This window comes from Bordetella bronchialis, from assembly GCF_001676705.1.
Taxonomy (GTDB): domain Bacteria; phylum Pseudomonadota; class Gammaproteobacteria; order Burkholderiales; family Burkholderiaceae_B; genus Bordetella_C; species Bordetella_C bronchialis.
This window is the reverse complement of the sequence record NZ_CP016170.1, coordinates 3,976,718-3,990,205: the sequence shown is the minus strand read 5'-3', so window position 1 is coordinate 3,990,205 and position 13,488 is coordinate 3,976,718. Positions and strand designations below refer to the sequence as shown.

General features: G+C 61.7%; 14 protein-coding genes and 2 tRNA genes. 10 read left to right on the top strand and 6 right to left on the bottom strand.

Annotation, left to right across the window (positions count from 1 at the left end; translation table 11 throughout):
• Positions 1-176: 176 nt before the first annotated feature.
• Positions 177-680 carry a CinA family protein gene (locus BAU06_RS17635; protein ID WP_066352986.1) on the bottom strand — a complete coding sequence of 168 codons (504 nt, stop codon included), beginning with the start codon at positions 678-680 and terminating at the stop codon, positions 177-179.
• Positions 681-813: 133 nt separating this feature from the next.
• Between BAU06_RS17635 and BAU06_RS17630 the strand changes: the two genes are divergently transcribed.
• Complete coding sequence (locus BAU06_RS17630; protein WP_066352981.1) at positions 814-1,305, top strand: DUF421 domain-containing protein; 492 nt, start codon at positions 814-816, stop codon at positions 1,303-1,305.
• Between the two features lie 127 nt (positions 1,306-1,432).
• Here the strand turns inward: BAU06_RS17630 and BAU06_RS17625 are convergent.
• Positions 1,433-1,508 (bottom strand) — tRNA-Thr (locus BAU06_RS17625).
• Positions 1,509-1,909: 401 nt separating this feature from the next.
• On the opposite strand from BAU06_RS17625, the gene BAU06_RS17620 reads away from it, so the two are divergent.
• The 5 genes from BAU06_RS17620 to BAU06_RS17600 all read left to right on the top strand — a co-directional run bounded on the left by BAU06_RS17620 (position 1,910) and on the right by BAU06_RS17600 (position 6,412).
• Entirely contained in the window at positions 1,910-2,611 is a 702-nt protein-coding gene (locus BAU06_RS17620) for a GntR family transcriptional regulator (protein WP_197509317.1), read from the top strand.
• Positions 2,612-2,709: 98 nt separating this feature from the next.
• On the top strand, positions 2,710-3,387 hold the full coding sequence (locus BAU06_RS17615) for a DUF2848 domain-containing protein (protein WP_066352975.1): 678 nt from the start codon (positions 2,710-2,712) through the stop codon (positions 3,385-3,387).
• Between the two features lie 29 nt (positions 3,388-3,416).
• Complete coding sequence (locus BAU06_RS17610; protein ID WP_066352971.1) at positions 3,417-4,736, top strand: amidase; 1,320 nt, start codon at positions 3,417-3,419, stop codon at positions 4,734-4,736.
• 60 nt (positions 4,737-4,796) lie between these two features.
• Positions 4,797-6,125, top strand: coding sequence for an MFS transporter (locus BAU06_RS17605; protein ID WP_066352968.1), 1,329 nt, complete (start codon positions 4,797-4,799; stop codon positions 6,123-6,125).
• A gap of 211 nt (positions 6,126-6,336) precedes the next feature.
• A tRNA-Asn gene (locus tag BAU06_RS17600) sits at positions 6,337-6,412 on the top strand.
• A gap of 15 nt (positions 6,413-6,427) precedes the next feature.
• Here the strand turns inward: BAU06_RS17600 and BAU06_RS26285 are convergent.
• Complete coding sequence (locus BAU06_RS26285) at positions 6,428-6,613, bottom strand: integrase (RefSeq protein WP_231933898.1); 186 nt, start codon at positions 6,611-6,613, stop codon at positions 6,428-6,430.
• A 35-nt stretch (positions 6,614-6,648) separates the two neighbouring features.
• On the opposite strand from BAU06_RS26285, the gene BAU06_RS26920 reads away from it, so the two are divergent.
• Positions 6,649-6,813, top strand: coding sequence for a hypothetical protein (locus tag BAU06_RS26920; RefSeq protein ID WP_197509553.1), 165 nt, complete (start codon positions 6,649-6,651; stop codon positions 6,811-6,813).
• Between the two features lie 78 nt (positions 6,814-6,891).
• Here BAU06_RS26920 and BAU06_RS26700 read toward each other — a convergent pair whose 3' ends face one another.
• From BAU06_RS26700 to BAU06_RS26690, 3 genes are all read right to left on the bottom strand, one after another.
• Entirely contained in the window at positions 6,892-7,056 is a 165-nt protein-coding gene (locus tag BAU06_RS26700) for a hypothetical protein (RefSeq protein WP_156770265.1), read from the bottom strand.
• 15 nt (positions 7,057-7,071) lie between these two features.
• Positions 7,072-7,302, bottom strand: coding sequence for a hypothetical protein (locus tag BAU06_RS26695; protein ID WP_156770264.1), 231 nt, complete (start codon positions 7,300-7,302; stop codon positions 7,072-7,074).
• Between the two features lie 401 nt (positions 7,303-7,703).
• A complete protein-coding gene (locus BAU06_RS26690; RefSeq protein WP_066352966.1) occupies positions 7,704-10,367 on the bottom strand; it encodes a type I restriction enzyme HsdR N-terminal domain-containing protein in 2,664 nt (887 codons plus the stop codon).
• Between the two features lie 751 nt (positions 10,368-11,118).
• Between BAU06_RS26690 and tnpA the strand changes: the two genes are divergently transcribed.
• The 3 genes from tnpA to tnpC are packed head-to-tail and all read left to right on the top strand — an operon-like array spanning position 11,119 to position 13,421.
• Complete coding sequence (gene tnpA / locus BAU06_RS17580; protein WP_066359283.1) at positions 11,119-11,457, top strand: IS66-like element accessory protein TnpA; 339 nt, start codon at positions 11,119-11,121, stop codon at positions 11,455-11,457.
• Entirely contained in the window at positions 11,445-11,789 is a 345-nt protein-coding gene (tnpB, locus tag BAU06_RS17575) for an IS66 family insertion sequence element accessory protein TnpB (RefSeq protein ID WP_082988244.1), read from the top strand. Before tnpA ends, tnpB begins: the two co-directional genes overlap by 13 nt.
• 60 nt (positions 11,790-11,849) lie before the next feature.
• Positions 11,850-13,421 (top strand): IS66 family transposase, encoded by a 1,572-nt coding sequence (tnpC, locus tag BAU06_RS17570; protein WP_066352960.1) that lies wholly within the window; start codon positions 11,850-11,852, stop codon positions 13,419-13,421.
• The last annotated feature ends 67 nt before the right edge of the window (positions 13,422-13,488 follow it).

Here is a 13,488-nt window from a genome sequence, read left to right as displayed (position 1 = left end):
CGACGCGGGCGGTACGTACCGGCTCCGTCACGCATCGTCCGGGCGCGCCGCGTCTTGCCCGTCGCGCCCGTGCCCGGTGGGCGCCGTCAGCGTCCGGCGCGGGATGCACGTCGACAGATGAGTACGTCTGGATACCAGGGCTTGAAGATGGCTCCGCCTTTGCGTGGCGGCGCCTGCTACCGGCCGTCCTTGCGCCATTCCTGATGCAGCGAAATCATGCGCTCCAGGGCGTAGGCCGCGGCAGCCTTGCGTATGCCGTGACGGCCGCCGTCGAAGCGATGGGTCTCGGTGTAGACGGCCGGGTTGGCATCGGCGGCGCTGGTCTTGAAAACCCAGGCGAAACACTGGGTGCCGGCCGGGATGTCGTCATCGGCGTTGTCGGCCAGTCCCGTGTTGGCGATCGCCACATTGGCCGGACTGCGCGCGGCGGCGCCCAGGGCCATTTCGCGGGCCACCGCCTCGCTGGTCAGGTTGTGGGTACTGAGGGTGTGCGCGGAAACGCCCACGCAGCGCTGCTTGGCGTCGGGGGAATAGACGACGAAGGCGCAGTCGAGCAGGGCGCCGGCGCCCGGTATATCGGCCAGCATGCTGGCGATCATGCCCGCCGTACAGGATTCCGCGGTGACCAGTGTCAGTTTGTGGTCGCGCATGAAAATCGCGGCGCGCTCGATTGTGTTCATGGTTGCTTTTCCTCCCGTCGCGCCGCTGAGCAACTGGCGGACCCGGGCGCGGCGGTTGCTTACGGATGGGCTGGCGCGGCGGCGGCTTTCCCGTGGCAGGACAGGCTGCGACGTTCGCACAAGGAGAGTCGCGATGGATATTCAATGGGACAACATCATCAAGTTCAGCATGTCGCCGCTGGAGATGATCATCCGCGGCAGCCTGACCTACTGGTTCATTTTCGTCCTGATGCGGCTTGCCGGCCGGCGGGATATCGGCTCGCTGGGCATCGCGGACCTGCTCGTGGTTGTGCTGATCGCCGACGCCGCGCAAAACGCCATGGCGGGCGAATACAAATCGGTGCCCGACGGCATGGTGCTGATCGCCACCATCGTCTTCTGGAGCGTCTTCATCGACCGGCTGGCGTACATATGGCCCGCCGCGCGGCCCTTCCTGCAGGCATCCAAGTTATGCCTGATCAAGGATGGCCAGCTGCAAAAGCGTGAAATGCGCCGCGAAAGCCTGACGCTGGAGGATGTGTCCAGCGAACTCAGGCAAAAGGGCATCGAGGACATCGCCCAGGTGCGGCGCGCCTACCTAGAGGCCGACGGATCGATCAGCGTGATCAAGAAACAGGGAACGTAGCGGAGTTGGCGTCAAAGCCACGTCATGCCCCAGGCGACGGCCATCGCCGCCAGGCCGGCACCCGCACTGACGCGAATCGATTGCGCAAAAGCAAAAGGCCAACCCATGCGGGTTGGCCTTTTCGATCTGGTGCCGGCAATAGGAGTCGAACCTACGACCTTCGCATTACGAATGCGCTGCTCTACCAACTGAGCTATGCCGGCTGAACGATATCCCGGCTGGCGCCGCAACGATACCGCACGCAGTTCGCGGCGTTGCCTGAACTGCTTCCAGGATTGAGCTGTCCCGGAAAAGACCGAGATCATATCAGAGTTTTTGGTTACGCGAAAAGTCCTCGGTCCGGGCAGGCCACATTGCCCGTATCACGTGCACCGTGCCCTATCGCGTGCACCTTGCCGCTGTCGCGCGGCAGGGCCGTCCCGCCAGCGCGATCCGGCCAATCGCCCGCGGCTCACGACGTTGGCCACCGCCTTGCCCGGCGCGCGGCGGACGTGGCCGGCGTTACACGCGGGGGAGCGGCTCGGTCGCCTCTCCCGGGTAATCCCTTATACGTTTCTAGTGATATATCAGAGTATTATCACTTGCGTTTTAGATGGCGAGCATCATGTCCGGTTCTTCCCTCCAGCCTGTCCAGCAGGACTCCGCCCCAGGCGCGGCCGGTCGCCGTGCGTCCTCGGGCGCCGCCTTGCGCGAGCTGGCCTATGCCGAGATCAAGCGGCGCATCATTTCCTGCGAGTTCCGGCCGGGCGAAGCCATCAACGAGTCCCAGGTGGGCGCGCTGCTGGGCCTGGGCCGCACGCCGGTCCACCAGGCGCTGCACCGGCTGGAAAGCGATGGGCTGGTTTCCATCCTGCCGCGCAAGGGTGTGCTGGTCGCGCCGCTTTCGCTGAACGAAGTGCTGGACATGATCGAGGTCCGGCTGACCAATGAATTGCTATGCGTCACGCTGGCGGCCGAGCGCGCGCACGGCAGCGACATCCAGGCCATGCGCGATATCGTCGAGCGTTCCGCGGCCTTGCTGGAGCACCGGGACATCAACGGGCTGATGCAGCTGGACCTGAAATTCCATAACGCCATTTCGGCCGCCTCCCGCAACCGCGTGCTGGCCGAACTGCTGCGCGGCTTGCACGAGAAACAGGCGCGCTTCTGGTTCCTGTCGCTGCAGGATCCCGAGCACCTGGCCAACGTCTACCACGAGCACATGGCCGTGCTGGACGCGCTGGAGCGCCGGGATATTCCGGGGGCGCGCGAGGCCATCCGCGACCACATCGACGAGTTCCGCAAGAACATCATCCGCTCCATCTGACGCCAGGCCGCAAGCACCCAGCGTGCATGGCGGCGCGCCGGCGGACGCGGAGTTTCACCGCGGCCCATGCGGCCGCAGCATCAAAGAGGTTTATCGCCATGCCGCAACTGAAGTTTCATCTCGCCGGATCGGGCGAGCGCACCATCCTGATCGACCGCCTGGTCATCGCCGGCTGGGCAGGCCGGGACGAGGCCGCCGTGCAGCACCACATCCGGGAACTGCAGGAAATCGGCGTGAAGCCGCCTTCCACGGTGCCCTGCTACTACCCGCTGGCGGCGTCCCTGCTGACCACCGACGAGGAAATCGAAGTGCCGCGCGCCGATTCCTCCGGCGAGGTCGAAGCCGTCCTGCTGTCCACGCCCGATGGCCTGCTGGTCGGTATCGGCTCGGACCACACCGATCGCAAGGTCGAGGCCTATGACGTTACGGTGTCCAAGCAGATGTGCGCCAAGCCGGTCAGCCGCGAACTCTGGCGTTTCGACGAGGTCGCCGGCCATTGGGACCAACTGGTTTCCCGCACCTGGCGCGTGCGCGACGGCCAGCGTGCCCTGTACCAGGAAGGACCCATGACCAGCCTGCGCGACCCGCGCGAGCTGGCCGAGAAATATGCCGGCCAGGGCGGCTTGCCCGTGGGGACCGCCATGTACTGCGGCACCCAGACCGTGATGGGTCAATTGGGTTATGGCGAGCAGTTCGAGATGGAACTGCACGACCCCGTCCTGAACCGTACCTTGCGCCACGCCTACCGCGTGCGCGTTCTGCCTGTCACCGATTGAGCCGGCCGCGCCGGAAAAGGGACTCCTCCATGCAAACGATCAAGCAGTTGCAAGCAGCGCTCCAGGCCGGCCGCACCACCAGCGAAAAACTGGTGGAGCAAGCCCTTGCGGACATCGAGTCGTATCGCAAGGCGGGCGGCGCGGCCTATATCCACGTGGATGCACAGGCTTCCCTGCAGGCCGCGCGCGCCAGCGATGCCGCCCGCCGCGCCGGCAATGTGCCTTCGCCCATCGCCGGCCTGCCGGTGTCCATCAAGGACCTGTTCGATGTGCGCGGCCAGGTCACGGCGGCGGGTTCGCGGGCCCTGGCGTCCGCCGCGCCCGCCGTGCGGGATGCGGATGCGGTGGCGCGCTTGCGGGCCGCCGGCGCGGTGCTGCTGGGGCGTACCAATATGAGCGAGTTCGCCTTTTCGGGCCTGGGGCTGAACCCCCATTACGGCACGCCGCGCGCGCCCTTCGACGAAGCCCGGGTGGCGGGCGGTTCGACGTCTGGCGGCGCCGTCAGCGTGGCCAAGGGCATGGCCGTGGCCACGCTGGGCACGGACACGGGCGGCTCCATACGCATCCCCGCGGCATTCTGCGGACTGACCGGGTTCAAGCCGACCTCGCACCGCGTTTCCCTGCGCGGTGGCGTGCCGCTGTCGCGCACGCTGGATTCGGCCGGCCCGCTTGCCAACTCCGTGGAATGCTGCGCGATCGTCGATCGCATCCTCAGCGGCCAGGACCTGGACGCCCGGCCCGCTCCGCTCAAGGGCTTGCGCCTGTACGTCACGCGCGACTTCCTGTTCGACGGCGCCGACGCCGCCGTGGTCGATGCGTTCGAGTCGGCCGTGTCCCGGCTCTCGGCACAGGGCGCGCAGATCGTGCCCTTCGACTTCCCGGAACTGCGCGACCTGCCGTCCATCAACGGCGGCGGCGGCTTTACCGCGGCCGAGGCATGGCACTGGCATCGCGACCTGCTTGCCGCCAAGGGCGATGAATACGATCCGCGCGTGGCGATGCGCATCCGTCGCGGCGAACAGCAGTCCGCGGCCGACTACATCACGCTGCTGGACCGGCGCGCGACCGTCATGGCCGTGGCCGCCGATCGCCTGCGCGACGCCGACGCCTGGCTGATGCCGACCGTTGCCGTGCTGCCGCCGCGCGTGGACGACCTGCAAACGGACGAAGCCTTCTTCTCCGTCAACGCCCTGGTCCTGCGCAATACCAGTGTCATCAACTTCCTGGACGGCTGCGGCGTGTCGCTGCCGGCCGGGCAGCCCGGCATCGGCCTGGCGGTCTGCGGTCTGCGGGGCGCCGACGCCCGGGTCCTGCAAGTCGCCGGCGCGATCGAGGCCGCGCTGAACTGAAATCCAAACAAGCCCGCCGCGGGGCGGGTCAACCATCTCCTTTACTTACGGAGCATCTTCATGTCGTCCACCGTTACCCCGGCGCCGGGTGGGGCTTCCAGCGCGCCGTTCCTGGCGGAACGCACGCTGGCGTATCGCAAGATCGCCGTGCGCCTGATTCCCTTCCTGGTTTTCCTGTTCGTGCTGGCGTGGATAGACCGCGTCAATATCGGTTTCGCCAAACTGCAGATGCTGCAGGACTTGCAGTTCAGCGAGACCGTCTACGGTCTGGGCGCGGGCATTTTCTTCATCGGCTACTTCCTGTTCGAAGTGCCCAGCAACCTGCTGCTGGAGAAAATCGGCGCGCGCCGCACGCTGGCGCGGATCACCATCCTGTGGGGGCTGGCCTCCATGGCGATGATCTTCGTCAAGACGCCGACGCAGTTCTACGTGTTGCGCTTCCTGCTCGGTGTGTTCGAGGCCGGCTTCTTCCCCGGTGTGGTGCTGTACCTGACGTACTGGTTTCCTTCGGACCGCCGGGCGCGCATCAACGGCTATTTCATGACCTCGTTCGCCATCGCGGGCGTGGTGGGCGGGCCGCTTGCCGGCTTCATCATGAGCGCGATGTCCGACGTCGAAGGCTTGACGAACTGGCAGTGGCTGTTCCTGATCGAGGGCATTCCCTCCGTGCTGGCCGGCTTCGCCGTGCTGGCATGGCTGCCGGAAAAGCCCGCCAGCGCCAAGTGGCTGACGGACAGCGAACGCGCGATCGTCCAGCGCGACCTGGAAAAGGAAACGCGCGATCCCGCCAAGCATTCGTCGCTGCGCGACGCGTTCAATGGCCGTGTCTGGCTGTGCGCGCTGATCTATTTCTGCATCGTCAGCGGCAACGCCACCATCGCCTTCTGGACGCCGTCCATCATCAAGGAGCTGGGCGTGCAGGGCAATTTCCACATCGGCCTGGTGTCGGCGATTCCCTTTATCCTGGGGACCATTGCGATGGTGCTGAACGGCATCCATTCCGACCGCACCGGCGAGCGCCGCATGCATAGCGTGCTGGCCAGCCTGGCGGCCGCGATCGGCCTGGTGGCAACGGGCTACTTCCTGGGCAGCCCCATGGCGGCGATGTACGCGCTGTCCTTCGCCGCCATCGGCATCCTGGCGGCCTTCCCGGTCTTCTGGTCGCTGCCGGCGGCCTTCCTGACCGGCACCGCGGCGGCAGGCGGCATCGCCCTGATCAACTCCGTTGGCAATCTGGCGGGTTTCGCCGCGCCTTACCTGATGGGATGGCTGAAGGACAAGACCGGTAGCCTGGCCTCCGGTTTGTACAGCGTGGGCCTGATGGAACTGTGCGCGGCCCTGCTGGTGCTGCTGTTCATCAAGATCAAGCGCGATACACCGCGGGCTTGATGCAAGGTGCGCGCGGTCACGGTGCGGCCGCGCCGCCTTGCGGGCGGATGCCTTGCCGGCACGCCGCCTTACCGCGCACCGCCCGACCCCGGGCGGCTCTCGGTGAGCCGGCCGCAAGGGCAGGGCATCCGGCGCGACGTTCTTCGCGCGGAAGTTCCCCGGGTTTGCACAACCCAAAAAAAACGTGCTATAGTCTCGCTTCTCTAACAGATCCCCGATAGCTCAGTCGGTAGAGCGACGGACTGTTAATCCGCAGGTCGCTGGTTCGAGCCCAGCTCGGGGAGCCAAAACTGTATAGAGAATCAAGCACTTAAAACCGCCCTGGCCGGCGGTTTTTCTTTTTGCGCGTCCTGCTGTGACAAAAACGTGACCGCATGCGCGTGATGCGATAGATGGTCAGGCGCTAGGTGCGCATACTTCAACACCATCTCAATCTTCTTCCATCCTCCCAGCTCTTTCAGCACCAGCAGCGGTGTGCCGCTCTGCACGTGCCACGATGCCCACGTGTGGCGGAGTCGTGAAAATGGAAGTCCTCGATGCCGACCGCGGCGCCTGCTCTGGCCAGCACGCGGCGGTCAACTTCCTGGATAGCGATGGCATCACGGTCCGGCACGTCGGAGCGCGTGAACACAAGCGTAGGATGCAGGCCCCGACGCTGACGCAGCACTTGCAGCGCGTCGGCATTTAGCGGCACGGCGCGGGCTTTCTTCGACTTGGCGCCGTCGGCGGTCACGTGCGCATGCTGCCGCACCAGGTCCACCTGGGACTAGGTGAGCGTCGTTATTTCGCTTTGCCGCATGCCGGTGGCCACGGCGAATAAGCTCAACTCTTGCATCCAACGCACGGTCATTCTAATCAGCCGCACGATGACTTGCTTGGGCTCCCAGCGCACGCGCGTCTCCGGCTCTTCGTAGGTGGTGAGCTTGGGCACCTTCGATATCCAACCCTATTCACCGCACAGCGAAAGGATGCGGCCCATGGTCGCCAGATGGCGATTGATGGTCGCCGGCGCCAGCGGCTCGACCGGGCCGCCAGGACGTGTGATGTGCGTCGGCGCCGCCTCCATGACGTCGCCAGCAATTAAAGAACGTAGCGTGCGGCCGCGGAACTGGTCGCGCCAATACGCAACGTGCCGCAGTTTGTTGCGGTAGTCGCGTGCGTTGGCGTACAGCTTCAAGCGGTGGAGTGTGAGCACATGAAAGTAGAACGTCGATGTATGCCTGTGATCGCTTCGCGCCTGGGAGGACGTAGACCTGTCACTAGCCTCATGGGGCTGCGGGGCCTTTGGAATGTATGGATCCAAGTAGGGCGTATGCGCATCCCTATGGTTGGCGCTTCCGAGTACTTGGTGTTGACAGATGCCTAGCAGACTTTATACACTCCTACCGAATGCCCTCAGTGAGTGAGGCCCTTTTTTTCTGCGCTGCGTGGTCAGCGTCTTCCAAGTGGACTGCCGATTGGCAATTTCTAGAGATCGATGATCTCATATAGCCCTTATGGAGCGGAGATGAACTAAGATCAGTAGTTCTTATCCCAAAAGGCCCCGGCTAGTGAAGCGGGGCCTTTTGCTTTGTGCTATTAAGATGAAAAAGCAAGTCCGATTCGTTTCTTTTGGCGGTCGAGGAACTTCACTTTGACGTCGATTTCTTCATTGGGGAAAAAAACCTCATCCGTCATGTAGCTTTCCGGAAGTTGATCCTTGAAAATGAGCCCATTGAAACCTGGTTCCATTTCCACAAATATTCCATGATGCATGGTACGGTTTACGATCCGTTTTCTGTGCACCGAACCCGTATAATATTTCTGCTCTATGGCCAGCCATTCGTCCAGTTTTTGGTTCTTGGCTAGTGCATCTACCGCCTCGACCGCTTTAGACAGGTCCAATAGTTCAGTCACTGCGGCGTCGTCTTCTCTGAATATGAGGATGCTCTTCAGAGCGGCATCGAGTTTTAGTTTCAAGTAATCAGCAAACTCTTTGGCGTTGATGAGTTGGGTAGCCACCTGCAAGTGGTGATAAGGTCTGCCGATCCGCTCCGCAATACGCGAGGCTAGACTGCGATCATCAAACCAGGTGTCCTCCGCGACTGTGGCCAGATAGTCGACGTTCCCAAGCAGGTCCAAGTGGACATGGCCCGCTGCGCTTAGCCTTACAAGGTCATTCTCATCCACCTTTTCATTGCTCAAGGTCTCGGATGTAATGCATTGGGCCTTGATAAGAAAGTCCAGCTCTCTGTCAAACGCGTAGTCCGGGACCCCTACCTTGAGCAGCTCCGCGCGCATCTCACGTACTGGGAAATATCCACGAGTGCCGTTAGGTCCGGTTTGATGGAACCGGTTGCTTAACCACCGCAGGATGACAAGGCGGGTGAAATAAAAAGGCGCGCTGTCGTAATGAAAGATGTTGAAGAGGCTTTTGACAGGAGACGCACTTTCGTCGTAGAACCGCAAGTTCCCACGTAGAAGGATTCGGGTAACGAGGTACAGTGGCAAGGTGTGCTGGCCCGACGTACTCCTAATACGGAAAATTTCGTCTTCGCTCAAATGCGCGCTGTTGCAAAAGTCCATGAATATTTCGAGGGCTTTCCGGATATTTTTTCCGGATAACCCAGTAATCATTCGTCGTATAAATCGGTCGTGCTCGAAAAGGGAACGCACGATGGAAGACAGATAATAAGCCTGTTCCGTCGGGGGGTAGGTTACCGTGAATCCGTTAGGCAAGTCATAAGATAGTGTGCGCTCATCGCCTGATTTCATTTTAGACAAGGCGAGCTGAACCCTTCGTACCAGCACGTGCTGAAACAGAGGTGGTTCAATGCGGAAAGTCAAATCTTTGACCGCCGTGTCGAGGGGCTTCTCATCTTGATGAGCTTCGAATGTTTCTTCGCGCAGCGGGAGCACAATTAGCGCGCGATATTCGCTTTGGATCCACTGAGCGGCTTGGAACATGAGTAGTTGCTCGTCTCGTGACCGCTTGTCACAGTTGTCCAAAACAACTACTAGCAACTTACCCCTTTCCCCGCAGCAATATCGAGAGATCGCTTTCGATGTTAGTTCACCGTCTGCTTGGCAAGTCGTTAGGAGCTCTACCAATCGGCGCGTATATTCTTGGAGGTCACCCGCCTCCTTCAAAAGGCGTCCTTGAACTTTTTCGAATCGGTTAACTTCAACAGAATATACCTTCTTGCTGGATTCTAAACTGTCAAAATCCTCGTCAGGGTACGCACGTTTGCAACCATCGGCAATCTGTGCCCTAAGCCACTTATATATTTCGTCTTTAGATGCAGGAGCCTTGTTCATATTGACTCTGCACCAAAGCGTAGTGGCTAACAGGTCGTCCGGAAGCACTTTATATATTAAGTGATCCACGAACGTGCTTTTGCCGGATCCTACGCTACCAATAAGCAGAATGACCTTCCCTTCGAGCTTGGGTGTCTTTTTCAGTTTCTCTAAAAGTTCGGTAGGATTTGCTGTGCTTCCGATCGTGGTCGCTAATGTTTCACTGTTAGGTCGCGCTGCTCTGATGACACGATCAATTGGTTCGATAGCGCGCTGGGACGCCCTAGAGTCAACATATGCGTGGCGGGCGATCTCGGCGCGGTCCGAGACGTCTTCCGGTGAAAATATATGACCGTACTCAGCTGATAGTGTTGAACCAAAAGAGTTGTGACCGACCTCCTCCGTTTGAACACCGTTACCGCCCAGGAGCTTCTTCGGCTTCCAGAACCTTTGTGGCTTTAGCGTAGCGCTGAGTGCTACAGCTTTCGCCCGCAAATTTTGCCATGCCAGCCTTTGCTGCATCTCGCCGAATACCTGATGACTTACCGTCAAATCAGCACACGGGATTGAGATGTGGTCGTCTGAGTCAGGGGCGCCGTAAAGGAAGTCTATACCATTGCAAGCTGCAACAAAGTAGACCGGGTTGAATCCCGAGGGAAATTTGGAATTTATGGCATTGGCATACAGTCTTGCCTCTCGTAGGGCATTCAGGACGTCTGCAGATGGTTCCTTTGCTTCTATTACGAATAGGGGCAGGGCTTCGCAGGTAACGATATAGTCAGGAAAGTACCTTTTCTTGTCGTTGCCTTTTCCAATATCCAAGCGGCGAATCTCGAGTTTCGTCAGTATCTGAGCTTGGGGAATGCCAAGCCCATACGGCAGCGGAGTCGTGAGGAGTGGAAAAATCAGCTTTTGTTCGACGTCCGACTCGGTATGTAATGTCTTCAGTACGGGTATTTGAAACATTGTCTGGCGCACCCTTGCCTTCGATGGGACGTAACTTAACCTAACAATGTTGGAAGCGGCAAGAGGCGATTTTTTGGCCGCCGCTCGCCTTAGCTATGTGTAGTGTGATGCGTCGCCGCGGTGGTCGACATGGTCGGATGTGTTCCTTGAAGGGCCAGCCGTCGTGGCCCGCCTTACGATGTTTTGCATATTATGTGGGCGCATGCGCGCATGCGCCTCACGGGCTGTTATCTTGCCGTGTCAAGGCGGGTAGGTCCAGCCACCCGGCGCGTACGCTCGAGTTCAAGAAGTGTGGGCGAGAGACGGGACAGCGCCCCGTACGGACGGTGTATCGCCAAGAAGGCGAAGCTCCGTTACGCAACAAGCACTACGCGCGCCGTGTCCAAATTTTGCCCACAGTGCCCGAAAAAGGGGCCAAAATGAATGGAAAGCCGCGCGCAGTCCACGGATGGATGAAATCACAAGTCATTGATATTGCGGACCCGTCTTGCTTCAGCTATTTCGGACCGCGCGACTGTTAATCCGCTGGTTCGAGCCCAGCTCGGGGAGCCAAACGCTGTTAGAGGGCAAGCAAGGCAAGGACAAGCAAGGCAAGCACAAGAAAGACAACGACAGAACCGCCCGCGTGGCGGTTTTTTGTTGTCTGGTGGATTGTCCGGTGGATTGGCTGATGGACCGTAAGGGCCCGGTGATCCCGTCTTGAGCCACGGCGTTGTCTGCGATTAGTGTCCACCATTTTTTGGTGCACACCATGACGAAGACAGAATTAGCGCCGCTGCGTAAACGCCGGTCTTATCCGAAGACGCTGAAGGCGCAGATCGTGGCGCAGTGTAATCAGCCTGGGGCATCCATTGCCAGCGTCGCGCTGTCGCACGGCGTGAACGCGAACCTGGTGCATAAATGGATCCGGCTCGCCAGCCGCGCGCCGGCCGCCACGCCCGCGTTTTTGCCCGTGGTCGCACCGGCGCTGCCGGCACTGGGCCGGCATATTGAAATCCGGCTGTCGCGCGGCCCGGTGCAAGCGACGGTGCAGTGGCCCGTGAGCGAAGCGGGCGCCTGCGTGGCGTGGCTACGAGAGTGGCTGCGGTGATCCGGGTCGATGCGATCTGGCTGGCCACCGAGCCGCTGGACATGCGCGCCGGCACCGAGACGGCGCTGGCGCGGGTGGTGGCGGTGTTCGGTATTGCACGCCCGCACCACGCCTACTGTTTCGCAAACCGGCGCGCCAACCGCATGAAGGTGTTGGTGCACGACGGGATCGGCGTGTGGCTGGCCGCGCGCCGGCTGAACCGTGGCAAGTTCACGTGGGCCGAGGCGACCCACGGTCCGCATATGGCGCTGGACAGCGAACAATGGCAGGCGCTGGTGCTGGGCCTGCCCTGGCAGCACGTCGGCGCTGCCGGTGCGATCTCGGTGCTGTAACCGCGCAATCCGGCAAGACGCCAATACCGCCGCCGCGAACCGTGCGGCATACTGGCGGCCATGAGTACCGCATCCCTGGACCACCTTGACGCGCAGCAACTGCGCGCATTGGCCGAGCGCCTGATGGGCGAGGTGGCCGTGCGTAACGCCCGGATCGCGGCTCACGACGCGGTGATCGCCGAGCGGGATCGCGTACTGCACTTCAAGCAGACGCACATCGATCAGCTCACGCAGGAACTGGCGCTGTACAAGCGCTGGCGCTACGGCAAGCGCAGCGAGCAATTGAACGCCGCGCAGGCGAGCCTGCTGGAAGAGACGATGGATGCCGACATGGCGGCCATCGAAGAGCAAGTCAACGCGCTGCGCGAGGCGATCGCGCCCAAGCCCGCGCAGCCGCAAGCGCCGCGACGCATGAAGCTGCCGGCCGAACTGCCGCGCACCGACATCCATCACGAACCCGCCTCTACAGTTTGCCGATGCGGCTGCGGCATGAAGCGCATCGGCGAAGACATCAGCGAGAAGCTGGATTACCTGCCCGGCACCTTTACGGTCGAGCGGCACATCCGCGGAAAATGGGTCTGCGACAAGTGCGAGACGCTCACGCAGGCACCGGTGCCAGCTCAGGTCATCGACAAGGGCATCGCGACGGCGGGGCTCTTGGCGCAGGTGCTGGTGGCGAAGTTCGCCGATCACCTGCCGTTGTATCGCCAGGAAGGCATCTTTGCACGCGCCGGACTGGCGCTGCCGCGCTCGACGCTGGGCGAGTGGGTTGGTGTGTGCGGGTTGCGGCTACAGCCCTTGGTCGATGCGCTGAAGGCCGAAGTACTGGGCAAAGCCGTGCTGCACGCCGACGAGACACCGGTGCAGATGCTCAAGCCCGGGGCAGGCAAGACGCACAAGGCTTACCTGTGGGCCTACACGCCGACCTCCTATGACTGCCTGCGCGCAGTGGTCTATGACTTCACGCCCAGTCGCGCCGGCGAGCACTGCCGCACGTTCCTGGACGACTGGCGCGGCAAGCTGGTGACTGACGATTACGTCGGCTACAAGGCCGGGTTCGCCGCCGGCATCATCGAGTTGGGTTGCATGGCCCATGCCCGGCGCAAATTCCATGACCTGCATGCGAGCAACCAGAGCCAGATTGCCGGCCAGGCGCTGGAATTGTTCGGCGCCCTGTATGGCGTCGAACGTGATGTGGCCGATCTGCCTGCCGACGAGCGGCTGCGAATGCGACAAGAACGCGCGCGGCCGATCGCCCAGACGCTGCACAACTGGTTGATCGCGCAGCGCCAGCGCGTGCCTGACGGATCCGGCACCGCTCGCGCCATCGATTACAGCCTCAAACGCTGGGAGGCGCTCGTGCGCTATCTGGATGACGGCCATGCCCCGATCGACAACAATTGGGTCGAGAACCAGATTCGTCCATGGGCGATCGGGCGTGCGAACTGGTTGTTCGCGGGATCACTGCGCGGCGGCCAGCGCGCGGCCGCCATCATGAGCCTGATCCAGTCGGCGCGACTAAACGGGCATGATCCGTATGTCTACTTGAAGGACGTGCTGACGCGGCTGCCGACGCAGAAAAACAATCGGATCGCCGAACTGCTGCCACATCGGTGGACTGCGGCCACCTGATTGCCGTCGTCAACGCGTGATTACCGGCCGCTTACGATGGACCGCAAGCACGCTCGATCCCGTCGCA